Annotated in this window: 17 protein-coding genes; 4 read left to right on the forward strand and 13 right to left on the reverse strand. The window is 71.7% G+C overall.

Translation table 11 applies throughout. The features are described 5' to 3' along the window. Positions 1-59: 59 nt before the first annotated feature. Positions 60-1430 (forward strand): FAD-binding oxidoreductase, encoded by a 1371-nt coding sequence (locus tag OG462_RS15885; protein WP_406058098.1) that lies wholly within the window; start codon positions 60-62, stop codon positions 1428-1430. A 21-nt stretch (positions 1431-1451) separates the two neighbouring features. Here the strand turns inward: OG462_RS15885 and OG462_RS15890 are convergent, their stop codons facing one another. After that, positions 1452-2144, reverse strand: coding sequence for a TerB family tellurite resistance protein (locus tag OG462_RS15890; RefSeq protein ID WP_406058100.1), 693 nt, complete (start codon positions 2142-2144; stop codon positions 1452-1454). 348 nt (positions 2145-2492) lie between these two features. After that, positions 2493-4256 (reverse strand): 2-isopropylmalate synthase, encoded by a 1764-nt coding sequence (leuA, locus tag OG462_RS15895; RefSeq protein ID WP_406058101.1) that lies wholly within the window; start codon positions 4254-4256, stop codon positions 2493-2495. Positions 4257-4552: 296 nt separating this feature from the next. Between leuA and OG462_RS15900 the strand changes: the two genes are divergently transcribed. Together OG462_RS15900 and OG462_RS15905 are read left to right on the forward strand one after the other, a co-directional pair. Beyond that, complete coding sequence (locus OG462_RS15900) at positions 4553-5623, forward strand: M4 family metallopeptidase (protein WP_406058103.1); 1071 nt, start codon at positions 4553-4555, stop codon at positions 5621-5623. Between the two features lie 21 nt (positions 5624-5644). Then, the gene (locus tag OG462_RS15905) at positions 5645-5908 is read left to right on the forward strand and encodes a protealysin inhibitor emfourin (protein ID WP_406058105.1); all 264 of its coding nucleotides are present in this window, start codon (positions 5645-5647) and stop codon (positions 5906-5908) included. Positions 5909-5924: 16 nt separating this feature from the next. Here the strand turns inward: OG462_RS15905 and OG462_RS15910 are convergent, their stop codons facing one another. The 9 genes from OG462_RS15910 to OG462_RS15950 all read right to left on the reverse strand — a co-directional run bounded on the left by OG462_RS15910 (position 5925) and on the right by OG462_RS15950 (position 13932). Continuing rightward, entirely contained in the window at positions 5925-6815 is an 891-nt protein-coding gene (locus OG462_RS15910; protein WP_406058106.1) for a hypothetical protein, read from the reverse strand. Positions 6816-6819: 4 nt separating this feature from the next. Next, positions 6820-7176, reverse strand: a complete 357-nt coding sequence (locus OG462_RS15915; protein WP_406058108.1) for a peptidase inhibitor family I36 protein — start codon at positions 7174-7176, stop codon at positions 6820-6822. 98 nt (positions 7177-7274) lie between these two features. Continuing rightward, complete coding sequence (locus OG462_RS15920; RefSeq protein WP_406058109.1) at positions 7275-8300, reverse strand: helix-turn-helix domain-containing protein; 1026 nt, start codon at positions 8298-8300, stop codon at positions 7275-7277. A 74-nt stretch (positions 8301-8374) separates the two neighbouring features. After that, positions 8375-9325 carry a GTPase Era gene (era, locus tag OG462_RS15925; RefSeq protein WP_406058111.1) on the reverse strand — a complete coding sequence of 317 codons (951 nt, stop codon included), beginning with the start codon at positions 9323-9325 and terminating at the stop codon, positions 8375-8377. Between the two features lie 21 nt (positions 9326-9346). Continuing rightward, positions 9347-10324: a WxL protein peptidoglycan domain-containing protein gene (locus OG462_RS15930; protein ID WP_406058113.1), complete on the reverse strand. Its 978-nt coding sequence runs from the start codon at positions 10322-10324 to the stop codon at positions 9347-9349. 61 nt (positions 10325-10385) lie between these two features. Further along, positions 10386-11720, reverse strand: coding sequence for a beta-xylosidase (locus OG462_RS15935; protein ID WP_406058114.1), 1335 nt, complete (start codon positions 11718-11720; stop codon positions 10386-10388). A gap of 215 nt (positions 11721-11935) precedes the next feature. Then, positions 11936-12415 (reverse strand): hypothetical protein, encoded by a 480-nt coding sequence (locus OG462_RS15940; RefSeq protein WP_406058116.1) that lies wholly within the window; start codon positions 12413-12415, stop codon positions 11936-11938. A gap of 304 nt (positions 12416-12719) precedes the next feature. Beyond that, on the reverse strand, positions 12720-13082 hold the full coding sequence (locus OG462_RS15945; RefSeq protein WP_406058118.1) for a cytidine deaminase: 363 nt from the start codon (positions 13080-13082) through the stop codon (positions 12720-12722). Positions 13083-13110: 28 nt separating this feature from the next. Next, a complete protein-coding gene (locus tag OG462_RS15950) occupies positions 13111-13932 on the reverse strand; it encodes a helix-turn-helix transcriptional regulator (protein ID WP_406066562.1) in 822 nt (273 codons plus the stop codon). A 157-nt stretch (positions 13933-14089) separates the two neighbouring features. On the opposite strand from OG462_RS15950, the gene OG462_RS15955 reads away from it, so the two are divergent. Continuing rightward, on the forward strand, positions 14090-15505 hold the full coding sequence (locus tag OG462_RS15955) for an MFS transporter (RefSeq protein ID WP_406058120.1): 1416 nt from the start codon (positions 14090-14092) through the stop codon (positions 15503-15505). Positions 15506-15540: 35 nt separating this feature from the next. Here OG462_RS15955 and OG462_RS15960 read toward each other — a convergent pair whose 3' ends face one another. After that, positions 15541-15894, reverse strand: coding sequence for an MmcQ/YjbR family DNA-binding protein (locus OG462_RS15960; protein WP_266891739.1), 354 nt, complete (start codon positions 15892-15894; stop codon positions 15541-15543). After that, the gene (locus OG462_RS15965) at positions 15891-17186 is read right to left on the reverse strand and encodes a hemolysin family protein (RefSeq protein ID WP_406058122.1); all 1296 of its coding nucleotides are present in this window, start codon (positions 17184-17186) and stop codon (positions 15891-15893) included. Before OG462_RS15965 ends, OG462_RS15960 begins: the two co-directional genes overlap by 4 nt. Positions 17187-17188 lie beyond the last annotated feature (2 nt).

Genomic DNA, 17188 nt, shown 5'->3' on the forward strand with positions numbered 1-17188 from the left:
GCCGGACATGGGCGGTTCGGGCGATGCGCGGGCCGCCCCCACCGGGCTACACCGGAGACATGACCACCACAGCCGACCCCCTGGACACGCTTCGCGGTGCCGTGCGCGGCACCGTCGTGACCCGCGGTGACCCGTCGTACGACGAAGCCCGCCGGGTCTACAACGCCCTGCACGACCGCCGCCCGGCCGTCGTCGTCCACGCCGTGGACGCCGGCGACGTGATCGCGGCGGTGCTGTACGCCCGGGAGCACGACCTCCCCCTGGCGGTGCGCGGAGGCTCCCACTCGGTCGCCGGCTTCGGCACCGTGGACGACGGTCTCGTCGTCGACCTGTCCCGGATGCGCGGGGTGCGGGTCGACCCGGAGGCCCGTACGGCACGGGCCGAGGGCGGCGCCACCTGGGGCGACTTCGACCACGCCACCCACGCCTTCGGGCTCGCCACCACCGGCGGGGTGATCTCCACGACCGGCATCGGCGGCCTCACCCTCGGCGGCGGCATGGGCCACCTGGCCCGCCGCTACGGTCTGAGCTGCGACAACCTGATCGCCGCGGACGTGGTGACCGCCGAGGGCACGCTCGTGACCTGCGACGCCGAGCGGAACCCGGACCTGTTCTGGGCGCTGCGGGGCGGCGGCGGCAACTTCGGGGTCGCCGTCTCGCTCGCCTACCGGCTGCACCCGGTCGCGGACGTCTTCGGCGGCCTGAGCTGCTACCCGCTCGACGGGGACGTGGCGCGCGCCTGGCAGGCGATGATCACGGTGGCGCCCTGGGAGCTGAACTCGATCCTCGTCCTCGCGCTCGGCCCGGAGGAACCGTTCCTCCCCGAACGCTGGCACGGGCGCCCGATCTGCGCCGCGTTCACCTGCTTCAGCGGCCCGGAGGCGGAGGACGAGAAGGTCCTCGCCCGCCTGGACGGGCTCGGCCCGGTCATCGGCCGGTTCATGGAGCGCATGCCGTACCCGGTGGTCAACACCCTCTTCGACGAACAGCTGCCGGCCGGGCTCTACCACTACTGGAAGGGCAACTTCAGCCGCGAGCTCTCGGACGGAGCGATCGCGGCCCACATGACATACGGCGCGACGATGCCGTCCCTCGAATCGGACACGGCGATCTTCCCGATCGACGGCGCCTGCCACCGCATGGGCGCGCAGGACACCGCGTTCGCCTACCGCGACGCCGTCTTCTCGCACTCCTTCGGCGGCACCTGGACCGACCCGGCGGACTCGGAACACAACATCGCCTGGACCCGCGCCTACGACGCGGCCCTGCGCCCGCACACCCAGGAGGGCGGGTACGTGAATTTCATGGACACCGACGACCAGGACCGGGTACGGGTCAACTACCGCCAGAACTACGACCGGCTGCGGACGGTCAAGCGCCGGTACGACCCCGACAACGTGTTCCGGCTCAACCAGAACATCGCGCCGTAGGGCATCCGGCCCGCGAACCGGCTACGGCACCGTCCGGGCCGAGGCGAGCAGGCGGAGGACGTCGTCCGGAGCGAGTGCGAGTGCGTTGCCGACCGTCCCCAGGACCTCCCGCTCGGCCGGGCTGTAGACCCCGTCGGCGAGGGCGATCCGGGCGGCCTGGAGGAGGATCGACTCCCGCCCGGCGGACGCCAGGTGCGGGGTGAGCGGCTCCAGGGCCTCGTGCAGCTCGATCGCGAGGAGCGCGCCCTCGGGGTTCACCTCGGGCATGAAGCGCCCGGTGTCGGCCTCCAGGGCCTCGACGAGGTCGACGAGCTGGACGGCGGTGCACTCGGCGAAGCCCGCGGACCTGACCGCGCTCACGGCCCGGTCGAGGACCGCCCGCGAGTCGGTGCCGCCGGCCGCGAGCACGGCCAGGGCGACGGTGTGCACGGCGTCCCGCAGCATCGCGGAGAAGCGGCTGGTCGTGGGGTGGTCGAGCACCTCCGTACCGAAGCGCGTGTGACAGGCCGCGCATTCGACGACGGGGCCCGTACAGCCCCGGGGCAGGACCGGGACGCCCAGGACGGCGAACCTGCGGCGGCCGGTGCGGCGCCGGTAGTTCCGGTCGCCCCCGCACTCCTCGCAGAAGAACTCGCCGTCTCCGACGGTGTTCCAGGAGGTGCGGATTCCGCAGACGCCCACTTTCCCACCACGTGAATTCCGGGCAGACCGCACACGCACCTCCTCAACGGCCCGGCTGCACTGCCGGCGTTGGCGTGATGTTAGCCACATCCTTGATGTGGCGTCAGCACCCCGTCAGCACTTCACCGTGGAGATGGCCGAGACACGTCACTGTTCAGGAAGCGCGGCGACGGCGCTTTGCGAAGGCCAGGAAGCCTCCACCGACGAGGACGGCGGCCACGGCGGCGCCGATCACGCCGGGTCCGATGGCCGAACCGGTCGTCGCGAGATCACCCTCCGGGGTGGCGCTCGGCCGGAAACCTGACTCGGTCGCACATGCGCGACCGCCCCGCCCCCCTCGGAAGGGGACGGGGCGGTCGTGTGAGGAGCGGCGGGAGCGGGTCAGCGGGCGGAGCGGTTGACCGCCGAGATGACCGCCTTCAGGGAGGCGCGGGTCGTGTTGGCGTCGATGCCGATGCCCCACAGGACCTGGCCGTCGATGGCGCACTCGATGTACGAGGCGGCCTGCGCGGAGGCGCCCTCGCTCATCGTGTGCTCCTGGTAGTCCAGCAGACGGGCGTCCACGCCGATCGACTGCAGGGCGGCGAAGAACGCGGAGATCGGGCCGTTGCCGGAGCCGGACAGCACGGTCTCGGCGCCGTCGACGATCGCCTCGACGGTCAGCGTGTCCGTGCCGTCCGTGTCGGAGGTGGTCTGGCCGGAGCGCAGCTGGATCTTGCCCCAGGCGTTCTCCGGGTTGGGCAGGTACTCGTCCTGGAAGACGGCCCAGATCGCGGCCGGCGTGACCTCGCCGCCCTCGGTGTCCGTCTTCTGCTGGATGATCTTCGAGAACTCGATCTGCATCCGGCGGGGCAGGTCCAGCTTGTGGTCGTTCTTCAGGACGTACGCGATGCCGCCCTTGCCGGACTGCGAGTTGACCCGGATGACGGCCTCGTAGGAGCGGCCGACGTCCTTCGGGTCGATCGGCAGGTACGGCACGGCCCACTCGATGTCGTCGACGGTGACGCCCTTGGTGGCCGCGTCGGCCTCCATGGCGTCGAAGCCCTTCTTGATGGCGTCCTGGTGGGAGCCGGAGAAGGCGGTGTAGACCAGGTCGCCCGCGTAGGGGTGGCGCGGGTGGACCTCCATCTGGTTGCAGTACTCGGACGTCCGGCGGATCTCGTCGATCTGCGAGAAGTCGATCTGCGGGTCGACGCCCTGGCTGAACAGGTTCATGCCCAGGGTCACCAGGTCGACGTTTCCGGTGCGCTCGCCCTGCCCGAACAGGCAGCCCTCGATGCGGTCGGCGCCGGCCATGATCGCCAGCTCGGCCGCCGCCACGGCCGTACCGCGGTCGTTGTGCGGGTGGACCGACACGCAGATGTGCTCGCGGCGGGTCAGGTTCCGGGACATCCACTCGAAGCGGTCCGCGTGCGTGGACGGCGTCGAACGCTCCACGGTGGCGGGCAGGTTGAGGATGATCTCGCGGCCCGGGCCGGGCTGCCAGACGTCACAGACGGCCTCGCAGACCTCCAGGGCGAAGTCCAGCTCGGTGTCGGTGAAGATCTCCGGGCTGTACTGGTAGCCGAAGGTGGTGCGCTCGTCGAGCAGCTTCTCCGCGTACTCCATGACCAGCCGCGTACCGTCCACGGCGATCTGCTTGATCTGCTCCTTCGAGCCGCGGAAGACGACGCGGCGGAAGGTGGGCGCGGTCGCGTTGTACAGGTGGACGGTGGCGCGCTTCGCGCCGACCAGGGACTCCACGGTCCGCTCGATCAGGTCCTCACGGGCCTGCGTCAGTACGGAGATGGTGACGTCGTCCGGGATCGCGCCGTCCTCGATGATGGAGCGCACGAACGCGAAGTCGGTCTCGCCGGAGGACGGGAACCCGACCTCGATCTCCTTGTAGCCCATGCGGACGAGCAGGTCGAACATCTCGCGCTTGCGGGCCGGGGACATCGGGTCGATCAGCGCCTGGTTGCCGTCCCGCAGGTCGGTCGACAGCCAGCGCGGGGCCTTGGTGATCCGCTGCTCGGGCCAGGTGCGGTCGGGGATCTGCACGGCCTCGTACTGGCCGTACTTGTGGATCGGCATCCCGGACGGCTTCTGCAGCTGCGTCGCGTTGGTGACGGGCGTGGGGCGGCTGACGAAGGGGGACTGGCTCATTGCGTTGGGCTCCTCGAGTCCTGCTGGGGAGGGACGGCCGACTGATCGAACGCAACACCAGGTCCCGCGGGGAGGGGGTCGGCCTACGACTACAGGCCCTCGCCGCGGCAGCTAAGGAGAAGCAGCCCGAAACGCATGATGTGCCGCAGCCTAGCCCAGGGACGACGGAGGCGGACGTCCCGTATCAGTATGCGGGACGGCGCTCACGTCAAGCCCGAACAGTGACGCATCACTCCATTTCGCCAATCCTCGTCTCATCCCGTGACAGTGGGCTCACGCAGTGCCACATTGCGAGCATGACTCCCCAGACGCCTGCCTCGCACCGCTCCCCCGTGTTCTGCTCGATCGTCCCCCCGCACCTCCTGGAGCACCTGGCGCACTCCTCGAACCCGGCCGTCGCCGCCGCCGCGCGCCGTACGCTCATCGCGGACGCCTCGGCCCGTACGTTCCGGATCCTGCCGCTGCCCGGCACCGCGCCCACGCTCGGCCCCGCCGAGGCCGGCAAGCCGCACCGCACGATCTACGACTGCGAGCGCGGTACCGACCTGCCGGGGGCGAAGGTCCGCGGCGAGGGCGACGCGGCGACCGGGGACGCCACCGTCAACCGGGCGTACGCCGGCCTCGGCGCCACCTTCGACCTCTTCCTCGACGCCTTCGGGCACAACTCCATCGACGGCGCCGGGCTGCCGCTGCTCGCCTCCGTCCACTACGACGAGAAGTACGGCAACGCCTTCTGGAACGGCGAGCAGATGGTGTTCGGCGACGGCGACGACGAGATCTTCCTCGACTTCACGCTGCCCGTGGACGTCATCGGCCACGAACTGGCCCACGGCTTCACCCAGTACTCGGCGAACCTGGAGTACTTCAGCCAGTCCGGCGCCCTCAACGAGTCCGTCTCCGACGTCTTCGGCTCCCTCGTGAAGCAGTACGCGCTCGGCCAGGGCGCCGACCAGGCCGACTGGCTCATCGGCGAGGGCCTCTTCCACCCGAACGTGGAAGGGACGGCGCTGCGCTCCATGAAGGCCCCGGGGACCGCGTACGACGACGACGTCCTCGGCAAGGACCCGCAGCCCGGCCACATGGACGACTACGTCCGCACCGGCCGCGACAACGGCGGCGTGCACATCAACTCCGGCATCCCCAACCACGCCTTCTACCTGGCGGCGACCGAGCTCGGCGGGAACGCCTGGGAGCGGGCCGGGCAGATCTGGTACGACGTGATGACCGGCGGGACGCTCGCCCCCGAGGCCCGGTTCTCCGAGTTCGCGGCGGCCACCGTGGCGGCGGCGCGGGCGCGGTACGGCGACGGGGAGGAGATCCAGGCCGTCCTGAAGGCCTGGTCGGCGGTGGGCGTACCGACCGACTGATCCGGCTGGTACACAGGTGCCATGCGGATTCGAGTGCGGCGCACGGGCGGTTTCGCGGGCATCGAGCGGTCGGCGGAGGTGGACACCTCCGGCCGGCCTGACGCCGCCGAGTGGCACGCCCTGGCGATCACGGTCCTCGCGGACGGGGACGACGACGGCCGGGGCGTGCCGGACGGCTTCTCGTACGAGATCACGGTCGACGACCGCACGGTCCGCTGCGGCGATCCGCGCCTGACGGAAGCGCAGAGGGCCCTCATCACGAGGGTCCTCAAGGAAGGCGCCTGAGCCGTGGCCCCCGGGGTCACGCGCCGCCCGTCCTCCGCAGGGCTTGCTCGCGCAACTCCCTGACCTGGGTGGCCTTGGCCCACGAGGCCTTCGGCAGCCGGGCCTGGACGTCCCCCTGGGCGGCGCGCACGACCTCGGCGAGGCCGGCGCGGCCCTGACAGAGCGCGTCGCGCCGGGCCAGTTCCTGTTCGCGGCGGCCCGCCCGCAGCAGGGCCTGGCGGTCGTCGCCGGCCCGGAGCACCGCGTCCTGGACGAGGCCGCGGGCCTCCTGGAGCGTGCCGGCCTTCTCCCCCTGCTCCGCCATGCAGGCGGCCCACGTCCGCTGCGCCGCCAGGAACTCGGGGGCGGCGGCGACCCGGGCGACGACCTCCGTGCTCGCTCCGGTGGCGTCGACCTCCGCCTGCTCCCATGCCCCGCCGTAGACCTCGCGGCGGGCCAGGTAGACGCAGCCGTCGGTGTTGACGCGCAGCGAGGGAGCTCCGCTCGCCGTCAGGGTCAGCTGGCGCTTCCCCGTCCCGACGAGTGCCGCCTGCCAGGCCGTGCGCCGGGCCTCGGGCAGCTTCGCGAGGGCGGGGGCGTTGGGGTCGTCCGGGCGGCCGTCGAGGGCGGCGGACGCGAGACCGTAGCCGTCGGCCCCGGCGGCGTCCTCGGTCAGCAGCCCGTAGGGGTTGGCGGAGACGGGCCGGGCGGCGGGTACGGGCTCGTAGGCGAAGCCGCGCCGGCTCATGCACGCGTCGACGGCCCGTTCCTCGGCCTCGTACAGCGTCCCGGCCTGCCGCTCGGGGACGACGGTGGCCCCGTCCAGGGGGACGGGGAGGGTGCTCGCGTCCCGGTGGGCGGGTGCCGGGGAGCACCCGCCCACTGCCAGCAGGCACAGGACGAACAGAGCCGCTGGTCGCAGGTTCACGGCATCAGCACCAGTGGTTCGAGGCGACGTTCTTGTAGAAGGCGGTACCGGAGAGGTTCCCGATGCCGTAGCCCCTGGGGATGTTCACGGACGAGCCGGTGCGGCCGGTGCCGCTGTAGATGCGGACGCTGCAGTCGTTGCCCGAGTTCGACACCGACACCGCGTTGTTGAACTTGTTGTACTGGAGCAGGTTGCTGTTGTTGCCGTAGACCGTGCCCGGGTCGCCCGCGTAGTTCGCGGAGAGGTACGCGCAGAGCGCCCCCGACGGACACACGGCCGCGGCGGCCGGCGAGGCGGTGACGCCTGCGCCGAGCCCGGCCGCGGCGATGACGGCGACGCTCGCGATCAGCTTCTTCAGCATGGGTGCTTTCCTCCCGTTGCGGTCGGTGGGGGTTCCACCGCCGGGCAGGACGCTAGCCAGCCCACCCCGCCGGGCCATTCGCACTCCGTGCCCGGTCGTTACCTCCGCGTGCCCGCGCGGAGGAGTGCCCGGTGCCGGTACTCGCCCGGCGGCAGCCCGTACGCGGCGCGGAAGACCCGGCTGAAGACGGCGGGCCGCGGGAATCCCCAGCGGGCGCCGATGGCGTGCACGGTGAGGTGGCTGAGGTGGAGGGCGGTCAGGTCGCGCCGGCAGTGTTCGAGGCGCTGGCGCCGGATGAAGTCGGCGACCGTGGTGTTGTGGTGGGCGAAGAGCCGGTGCAGGGCTCGGACGGACATCTGGTGCGCCGAGGCGACGACGGCGGGCGTGAGGTCCTCGGAGCCCAGGTGCGCGCGGATGAACGACCCGATCCGCAGGAAGAGGACGTGCTGCTGCGTGTGGGACGGCAGGGACCGCTCCCGGTCGAGGTGGTGGGCGAGGACCGCGCCCGCCAGGTCGAGGGCGGCGCTCTGCAGTCTGCCCGTGTCCTGGGGCGTGCAGTGCGGCGCCTCCTCGCGGAGGCCGGTGAGGAAGCGGGCGAGGAGCCCGCCCACACCCTGCCGGGCGGCGAGGGGGACGGCGAGGAGTCGGGAGACGTGGGCGTCACGGAAGGGCAGGAGGCGCTTCGGGACGTTCAGGATGAGCGAGTCGGCGAGGGCGCCTTCGGCGGTGACCGAGGCCTCGTACGGCCGTGAGGAGTCGTACAGCACCATCTCGCCCCGGACCAGCGACACCCTCCGGTCGCACTGCTCCAGGTTCTGGCGCCCGCCTGTGATCAGGGCGAGCTGGTACAGCTCGGGGTCCGACCTCCTGATGAGCGCCGGGGTCCGCCGGCAGGCCAGGGAGCCGTAGGTCAGCGCCGTGAGCTGGACGCCCTCGCGCAGGGCCACGGCCTTGAGCCGGACCTTCAGACCGCCCTCGTCCGGATACCGGACCTGGGTGACGCAGAGGGCCTGGTCGGCGAGCTCCTGCCAGCCCGCGGCCCGTGCGGCGGCCGGTAACACGTCACTGTCGAAGACGACGTCCATGTGTTCCCCCATGTTCGACCGGTCGGTACGCGTCGACACGTACCGACCGGATGATGGCGCCGCGGGCAGGGGGGAACAACGCGGCGCGAGGGGTCCTCGGTAGGACCGCGGAACTAGAAGCCCAGCTTCCGCAGCTGCTTCGGGTCGCGCTGCCAGTCCTTCGCGACCTTGACGTGGAGGTCGAGGAAGACCGGGGTGCCGAGGAGCGCCTCGATGTGCTTCCGGGACTTCATGCCGACCTCCTTGAGCCGGCTGCCCTTCGGGCCGATGATGATGCCCTTCTGGCTGGGGCGCTCGATGTACACGTTGGCGTGGATGTCGAGCAGCGGCCGGTCCGCCGGCCGGTTCTCGCGCGGGATCATCTCCTCGACGACCACCGCGATCGAGTGCGGCAGCTCGTCCCGTACGCCTTCGAGCGCGGCCTCGCGGATCAGCTCCGCGACCATGACCTGCTCCGGCTCGTCCGTGAGGTCGCCCTCCGGGTAGAGCGGCGGGGACTCCGGGAGCATCGGGACCAGCAGGTCGGCGACGAGCTGGACCTGCTGGTTGCCGACGGCCGAGACCGGCACGATCTGCGCCCACTCGAAGCCCAGCTCCTTGCCGAGCTGGTCGACGGCGATGAGCTGCTCGGCGAGGGTCTTGGAGTCGACCAGGTCGGTCTTGGTGATGATGGCGACCTTGGGGGTCTTCTTGATCCCGGCGAGCTCCTTGGCGATGAACTTGTCGCCGGGGCCGAGCTTCTGGTCGGCGGGCAGGCAGAAGCCGATCACGTCGACCTCGGCCCAGGTGGTGCGCACGACGTCGTTGAGCCGCTCGCCGAGGAGGGTGCGCGGCTTGTGGAGGCCGGGGGTGTCCACCAGGATCAGCTGCGCGTCCGGGCGGTGCACGATGCCCCGGACGGTGTGCCGGGTGGTCTGCGGCCGGTTCGAGGTGATGGCCACCTTCTGGCCGACCAGAGCGTTCGTAAGGGTGGACTTGCCCGCGTTGGGGCGGCCGACGAAGCAGGCGAAGCCGGCCCGGTGGACGGCTTCGGTTTCTTGGTTGCGAGCGCTCATGGGGGCCATTGTCCCCGATGAGCGCCCGCCTCACGTACTCACGTGCGCACTCGGCTCCGTGCGGGCCGCTCTGTGCCTCCGTATCCGCAGGCCGAAGAGGCCCACGGCACCCCCCACGACCAGGGTCGCGGCCGCGAACCAGGGCAGGGCGAGGAAGGAGACCGTGCCCGTCTCGTTCACGTCCTTCGCGATGGCGGTGAGGGTGACGTCACCCCAGTCGAGCTGCGGGGAGCCGGTCCACCGCTCGGTGAGCCGGATCTTCTGCCGGGGCAGCAGCTCGGACGGCACCTTCGCCAGGTCGCGGTCGAGGAGGGTGCGCCCGAAGAGGCCCTCCGCCCGGAGGGCGACCTTGGGGTTGAGGGTCACGTTGCCCCGGTTGTGCAGCGTGTACGAGACGACCGCGCTGCTCGCACCGGTGCCGGGGACCAGCGGCCGGTCCTGGTCGAGGGTGACGTCCTCGACGGCGAGGGCGGGCACGGTCGGCCCGTTGACCCGCAGGTAGAGGCGGGCGGCGACGGCGCGCTGGACGCCGACGGCGACGGAGCCCCGCCCGCCGGGGCTGATCCGCTCGTCGAGGGCGACGAGGGCCCCGGGGTGGTCGCCGGGGTCGGCGTCGGCGGGGACGGTCAGCGTGTACGGGACGGTGACGGCGGAGCCGGGCGGGACGGTGATCCGGGTCCGCTCGGGCTTGATCCAGGCACCGGCGCCGGTCTGCTTCTCCCGCTGGGTGCGGACGGCGAAGCCGCCGTCCCGGTCGGTGTTGTAGGCGTCGGCGCCGTAGAGCCGGAAGGTCAGCGGGGCGGCCGTCTTGTTGGCGACGGTGACCCGGTCGGTGATCGTGGAGCCCGGGTCGGCGGTGAGGAAGAAGTAGGGGCGGCTGCCCAGCTGGGCGGCGGCCGGATAGACGGCCCATTCGCCGTTCTCGGCGGCCTCCGCGCTCGGCGCGGCGCCAAGCGTGACGAGGAGGGCGCTCAGGACGCTCAGGAGGAGTACGTACAGCGTGCGCACGAGTCGGAACCCCCGGGGTGCGGAGCGGGCCGGCCGGGTGCGCGCCCGGCCCGCACGGTGGTCAGGACAGGGTGAGCGTCAGCACGCCCGCGTACGAGCCCGGCGCCGTGAAGGCCGGGACGTCGAGGGAGAGCCCCGCGTCGATCGTGAACTCGCCGCCCGTGAGGGCACCGTTCGGCGTGGAGGCGAGGGTCGCGCCACCGCTGCCGACCGGACCGGACGAGCCGGCCGCGCAGGTGCTGGGGCTGCCGGCCTTGGCGGTGCATGCCGGGGTCCAGCTGAGGCTGCCGGCGCCGATGGAGCCGCCGGTGCCGGTGAAGTCGGTGACCTTGCCGGTGAGGGACCAGCCCGCGGGGCCGCCGCGGAAGTCCTTCACCGTCACCGTCTTGAGGTCGCCGGTCGCCGCGCCGCCCTGACCGAAGTCGACGGACGACAGCTCGACGGCGTCCCCGGCCTGGGTCATCGACAGCTCGCCGGCGGTGACGGCCGCGGTGATCGTCTGGCTGTTCGGCGGCGCCGGTACGACGACCTTGTACGCGGCGGGTCCTGCGCCCTTGTCGGGGTCCCAGGCCGCACCCTCGTAGGCCACGATCCCGGTGGTCGCCACGTCGTTGACCTTCAGGCGCGCGGCGAAGGAGCCCTCGCTGTCGGTGGTGACGGTCATCCGGTCGGCGGTCTCCGCCGCTCCGGCGCGGCCGACGACGGTGACGTCGGTGAGCGGGGTGAACTTGGAGCCGTTGACGGTCACCCGGACGCCGGCGTCGCCGGAGGCGGTGTCGAGCTGGAGCGCGCGGGTGTTGGGGCTGGTCACGGGGCTCGCGACGACCGTCTCGGAAACCGGGGCGGGCGGGTTGAGGACCGTACAGGGGGTGTCCAGCTCCATGAGGTAGCTGGTGTGGATGTTGTAGTCGCCGGGCGAGAGGGAGATCGACCCGGCCTGGGTGACGGTGAAGGTGCCGGTCATCGAGAAGGCCGGGAAGGAGCCCTTGCCGGGGACCGGCGGGTTCTTCTTGGGCCCGTTGACGGTGACCGCGCCGGTCTGGGCGCCGCCGAGGACGACCTTGCCGCTGGGCGTCATGATGTCGGCCGGGAGCGCGAGGTCGACCGGGTTGGACGCGGCGGGCTTGGTGATCGTGTAGGTCACGGTCACCGTGTCGCCGACCTTGGGGCTGGTCTTGTCGACCGTGATCGCGGCGGTGGTCGTGCCCTCGATGGGCGGGATGCCGGCGATCGGCGGCGGGACGCAGCGCGTGGGGAACTGGACCTCCACGGACGTGCCGGTCGCGCCGGCCGGGGCGGCGAGTGCGCCGCCGCCGGCGACCGCGAGGGCGGTGGCGCCGAGGACGGCGGTCCAGCGCCGTCTTCGGGCCGCCGCCCGGGATCGGGTGAGTGCCATGTGTGTGCCCCCTCCTGAGGGATGAGTGGGCGCCATTGACGGCTGCGGGCGGAGAGAAGTCAATGCACGTGGGAGACATCGACTGATGTCCCGTCAGATACTGTCAAGATCGCTCGCCCTTCTGCGTTTTCGCAGGTCAGCCGCCCGACCACCGCTCCGGAACACGACGGAGACCGGTGCCGCCCAGGGCGACACCGGTCCGGTTTGTGCAGGGCTCAGCTGAAGACGAACGGCCCCGGCGACTGCGACGTCACCGCGTCACAGTTCACCGTGACCCCGAAGATCACCATCTTGAGGGCGACACCCGCGAAGTACGAGTTGAGACTGTCGCCGGAGGCCACGGTCCCGCTCAGTGGGCCGATGACCACGGAACCGCCACCGGCGAGCGGCGGGTTCTTCTTGCCGGTGAAGACCCGCGTACCGCCGCCGGCCTTGGCCATCGTCAGCGTGGCGTTGATCTGGTCGGCGCCGACCGCGATCGGCGTCGTCACGGCCGAGGTGACGGTGATGGTCGCGGCCGTGCCGTTCTGCGTCGCGACGAGGGTGGCGCTGCCGCCGCCCCACGTACCGCAGTCGTACGTCGCCGTGGCCGAGCCCGGCGAGACGGCGGCGGCCGTCGGCGCGAAGGCGAGCGAGGCGGCGGCGAGTCCTCCGGCGAGAACCGCGACGGCCCCTAAGGTGCTTCTGCTTCTCATGGCGAGTTCGAACCCCTTCCGATGGCGAACGCAGGGGTGCGGACACTGCGTGAATGGTGGAGATCTGACGGTCCGTCGGGCGAACCGGTGTTCATTGAGACGCAGACCGCATGGGAAGGCAAGAGAAGGTGCGGTGATCCTTCACAAAGACACAAACGTGGTGACGCACGAGGGCCCGGCGCGTGCACGCCGGGCCCTCGATGTCCAGTTCTCGCCGCTCGGCCACTCGCCGTGCGACGCCACGCCGCTGGGCCACTCGCCCGTGCGACGCCACGCCGCTCGGCTCGGGCGGCGGCCGGCTCGCTCAGCCCGCCGTGACCGCCGCGCGCAGCTGCCCGTCCGGGCCGGCAAGCAGCACCGGGGTCTCCGGGCCGCCGAGGTCCCGTACCGCCGCGCGGTCCTCGTCCGTGGCGGACTCGGCGTTCGACACGACGGCCGCCGCCTCCAGGGACTGGGCGCCGCTCGCCACCGCCATCGCGACCGCGGTCCGCAGCGCGCTCAGCTTGAGCGACTCCAGCTCCACGGTCCCCGCCACGTACGTACGACCGGTCTCGTCCCGCACCGCGGCCCCCTCGGGCACACCGTTACGGGCGCGGGCGCTGCGCGCCAGGGTGATGATCTTGAGGTCCTCGGCGCCGAGGTCGCCGTGCTCGCTGCTGAGTGTCATGCCCCTGAGCATAGGTCCGCCCCGGAACTCAGCCCGCGACCGGGTACATCGCCCCGCGACGCCCCTCCGGCGACACCAGCCACTCCAGTTTCTGCGCCGTGCCGGCCTCCGCCAGCGGGGTGTGGAGCACGATCACCAGGTCCGGGCGGGCCGGGACCCTGAGCTGGGTCGCCTCGACGTACAGCGTGCCGACCAGCGGGTGCTCCAGCTCCTTGCGGTTCTGGCCGCCGGGGATGACGTCCCGCCGCTCCCACAGCTCCGCGAACTCCGGGCTCAGCTCCTTGACCTCCTCGACGACCGCCCGGAAACCCTCGTCCTCGGGGCTCTCCGAGCACGCCGCGCGGAACTGCGCGACGACCCGGGGCGCGAGCTCCTCCCAGTAGGCCATGCGAGTGCGGTACAGCGGCTCGGTGAAGAAGGTGACCAGGCAGTTCTGCGCGATGTCGGGACCCATCCCGAGCACGATCGCCGCCGCGTCGTTGTACAGGACGGTGTTCCAGTACACGTCCATGATGTGCGCGGGGAACGGCATCCACGCGTCGATGAGCCGCCGCAGCCCGTCGCACATGTCCCGGTCCTCCGGCGCCGTCTCCGGGGCCGGCGGGTTCAGCGCCGCCAGCACGTACAGATGGCGCCGCTCCGCCGGGCTCAGCCGCAGCACCCGCGCCACCGAGTCGAGCACCTGCGGCGAGACCGTGATGTCCCGGCCCTGCTCCAGCCACTGGTACCAGGAGACCCCGACGCCCGCGAGGACCGCGACCTCCTCCCGGCGCAGGCCCGGTGTCCGGCGCCGCGGACCGCCGTCCGGGAGCCCCGCCTCGGCCGGGCTGACCCGGGCCCGACGGCTCATCAGGAACTCGCGCAGTTCGCCCAGTCGGTGCTGCTTCGTCGTGGTGCTCTCGAGAGCGGTGGCCACGTGTGCTTCCTCCCCCTGGCTGCCTGGTGGTACGACCAACAGCATAAGTACCCGCTCCCCAGCCTTGTTCCCGAACACCGAGGGTGGGGACATGGCAACCCTGACCTCTCCCCCCACCGACACCGGCACCGGTACCGGCACCCCGGCCGCTCCCCCGGCCCTCACCGGCCGCACCCGGCTCATCCTCTTCGTGCTCTGCGCCGCCCAGTTCATGGTGGCGCTCGACTTCTCCGTACTGAACGTGGCGCTGCCCGTCCTCGGCGCCGACCTCGGCCTCGGCCAGTCCGCCCTCCAGTGGGCCGTCACCGCCTTCGCGCTGCCCTCCGGCGGCTTCCTGCTCCTCTTCGGACGCATGGGCGACCTCTACGGACGCAAGAAGCTCTTCCTCGCCGGACTCGCCCTCTTCGGCCTCGCCTCGCTGCTCGCCACCTTCGCCTGGAACCCGGCCGCCTTCCTCACGGGCCGCGCCCTCCAGGGCATCGGCGCCGCCGCGATCGTGCCCACGGGCATGTCCCTGCTGACCACGACGTTCCCCGAGGGTCCGCTGCGGGACCGGGCACTCGGCATCTCCGGCACGCTGCTCTCGCTCGGCTTCACCGTCGGCATGGTCCTCGGCGGTGTCATGACGGACACCCTCGGCTGGCGCTCCACCATGGGCCTGCTCGCCCTCTTCGCCGTCATCGTGCTGCCGCTGGCCCCGGGCCTGCTCCCCGAGTCCCGCACCCCCGAGCGGCCCCGGCTGGACGTGCCCGGCGCGGTGACCGTCACCGGTGGTCTGCTCGCCCTGATCTACGCCCTGTCGACGGCGGCCGAGCGCGGCTTCGGCGGCACGGACGTGCTGGTCACCCTGGTGGCGGGCATCGTGCTGCTCGCGGTGTTCGTGCGGGTCGAGTCCCGGCACGCGGCCCCGCTGGTCTCGCTGCCGATGCTGCGGCGCGGCACGGTCGCCTTCGGCAACCTGGGCGGTCTGATCACCTTCTCGATGATGTCGACCGTCGTCTTCGTCCTCACCCTGTACCTGCAGGAGACCCTGGACCTGTCGGCCTTCGTGACCGGTCTGATCTTCGGTGTGCAGGGCGTGATGTCGGTCGTGGCCGGCATGCTCGCGCCGAAGGTGATCGGCCGGATCGGCGCCCGCCGCACGCTGGTCGGTTCGCTGGCCGGACAGGGCGTGCTGACGGCCGCGCTGCTCGGCCTGGGCGAGGAGTCGGGCGTGATCCTGGCGACCGTCGCCGTCTCGCTGGCCTCGATGTGCCACCTCGGCGCGATCATCTCGTACGGACTGACCGTCACCTCGGGTGTGCCGGACGAGGAGCAGGGCCTGGCGACCGGACTGGTGACGACCACCCAGCAGGTCGGCCTCACGCTCGGCATCCCGCTGCTCGGCGTGCTCGCCACCACGGGCGGTGACCTGTACGGGGGCGTCCGCACGGTCCTCGTCCTGGACGCGGCGATCGTCCTCGGCACGGCGGTCCTGATCGGCCTCGGTCTGCGGCGCCGGTCCTGAACCACGCCGGCGGGAGAGCTACGGCCGGTCGAGGGCTACGGCCTGTCGAGACGGAGCCGTACGGCCTTCGGCAGACCCGCGACCACCAGGTCGTACGAGTCCTCGACGAGCTCCCGGACCATCCGGTCCGGGAGCTCTCCGACGGTCACCGTGTTCCAGTGCCGCTTGTTCATGTGATAGCCGGGGGCGACCGCCGGATGCTCCTCACGGAGCCGTACCGCCTCGTCCGGATCGCACTTGAGGTTGACCCGCAGCGGCTCGGATTCGAGCCACGAGAGCGCGAACAGCTTCCCGGCGACCTTGAAGACGGAGACGTCCGGGCCGAACGGGAACTCCTCCGTCGCGTCGTTGAAGTCCAGGCAGAAGGCGCGCAGCTCGTCGGGGGTCATGCCTGCTTCTCCTCCGGTTCCAGCGGTTCCACGAGAACAGTGACGATCTTGTTCCGGCGACCGGCCGGGGACTCGGCCGTCAGCCGCAGCGAACGCCCGTCCGGCAGCTCCACGACCGCCTTCGCGCCCGCGATCGGCACCCGGCCGAGCGCCTTCGCGAGCAGACCGCCGACGGTCTCCACGTCCTCGTCGTCGTACTCGTCGGGTCCCAGACCGTACAGCTCGCCGAGGTCGCCGATGTCGAGACGCGCGGTGACCCGGTGGCTGCCCCCGCCGAGGTCCTGGACCGGCGGCAGCTCCCGGTCGTACTCGTCGGTGATCTCGCCGACGATCTCCTCCAGGATGTCCTCGATGGTGACGATCCCGGCCGTGCCGCCGTACTCGTCGATGACGACGGCCACGTGGTTGCGCTCCTGCTGCATCTCGCGCAGCAGGTCACCGGCGTTCTTGGTGTCGGGCACGAAGGCGGCGGGCCGCATCGCCGTCGACACCAGGTCGGACTCGGAGTCCCGGTTGATGTGCGACTTGCGGACCAGGTCCTTCAGATACACGATGCCGACGATGTCGTCCTCGTTCTCCCCGGTGACGGGGATACGGGAGAAGCCGGAGCGCAGCGCGAGGGTGAGGGCCTGACGGATCGTCTTGTACCGCTCGATGCAGACGAGATCGGTACGGGGCACCATCACCTCCCGTACGAGCGTGTCGCCCAGCTCGAAGACGGAGTGCACCATGCGGCGCTCCTCGTCCTCGATGAGCGACTCCTGCTCGGCGAGGTCCACCATGGCCCGCAGCTCCGCCTCGGAGGCGAACGGGCCCTTGCGGAAGCCCTTGCCGGGCGTCAGCGCGTTGCCGATGAGGATGAGCAGCTGCGGGATCGGCCCCATGATCCGGGCCAGCGGCAGCAGTACGTACGCGGCGGCCGTCGCCGTGTTCAGCGGGTGCTGGCGGCCGATGGTGCGCGGCGAGACGCCCACGGCCACGTACGACACGAGGACCATCACGGCGATGGCGACGAGCAGCGCCTCCCAGGTCTCCGGGAAGGCTTCGAGGCAGGCGTACGTGACCAGGACGCCGGCCGCCATCTCGCAGGCGACACGGACGAGCAGCGCCACATTGAGATAGCGGGTCGGGTCGGAGGCGACCTGGGCGAGTTTCTCGGCCCCGCGCCGGCCGGAGCGTACGGCCTCGGCCGCGCGGAAGCTGGAGACACGCGCGAGACCGGCCTCGGCGCAGGCGGCGAGCCAGGCCACGACGACCAGGGCCACCGCGCCGAGGATCAGCGAAACGTCCATCG

The sequence above is a fragment of the Streptomyces sp. NBC_01077 genome, assembly GCF_045162855.1.
Lineage (GTDB): Bacteria > Actinomycetota > Actinomycetes > Streptomycetales > Streptomycetaceae > Streptomyces.

Coding starts and splice junctions, on each gene's coding strand:
- OG462_RS15900 (WP_406058103.1), top strand. CDS start 4,553: ATGACTCCCCAGACGCCTGCCTCGCACCGCTCCCCCGTGTTCTGCTCG.
- OG462_RS15955 (WP_406058120.1), top strand. CDS start 14,090: ATGGCAACCCTGACCTCTCCCCCCACCGACACCGGCACCGGTACCGGC.
- OG462_RS15945 (WP_406058118.1), bottom strand. CDS start 13,082: ATGACACTCAGCAGCGAGCACGGCGACCTCGGCGCCGAGGACCTCAAG.
- OG462_RS15885 (WP_406058098.1), top strand. CDS start 60: ATGACCACCACAGCCGACCCCCTGGACACGCTTCGCGGTGCCGTGCGC.
- OG462_RS15940 (WP_406058116.1), bottom strand. CDS start 12,415: ATGAGAAGCAGAAGCACCTTAGGGGCCGTCGCGGTTCTCGCCGGAGGA.
- OG462_RS15950 (WP_406066562.1), bottom strand. CDS start 13,932: ATGAGCCGTCGGGCCCGGGTCAGCCCGGCCGAGGCGGGGCTCCCGGAC.
- OG462_RS15915 (WP_406058108.1), bottom strand. CDS start 7,176: ATGCTGAAGAAGCTGATCGCGAGCGTCGCCGTCATCGCCGCGGCCGGG.
- OG462_RS15965 (WP_406058122.1), bottom strand. CDS start 17,186: ATGGACGTTTCGCTGATCCTCGGCGCGGTGGCCCTGGTCGTCGTGGCC.
- OG462_RS15935 (WP_406058114.1), bottom strand. CDS start 11,720: ATGGCACTCACCCGATCCCGGGCGGCGGCCCGAAGACGGCGCTGGACC.
- leuA (WP_406058101.1), bottom strand. CDS start 4,256: ATGAGCCAGTCCCCCTTCGTCAGCCGCCCCACGCCCGTCACCAACGCG.
- OG462_RS15905 (WP_406058105.1), top strand. CDS start 5,645: ATGCGGATTCGAGTGCGGCGCACGGGCGGTTTCGCGGGCATCGAGCGG.
- era (WP_406058111.1), bottom strand. CDS start 9,325: ATGGCCCCCATGAGCGCTCGCAACCAAGAAACCGAAGCCGTCCACCGG.
- OG462_RS15960 (WP_266891739.1), bottom strand. CDS start 15,894: ATGACCCCCGACGAGCTGCGCGCCTTCTGCCTGGACTTCAACGACGCG.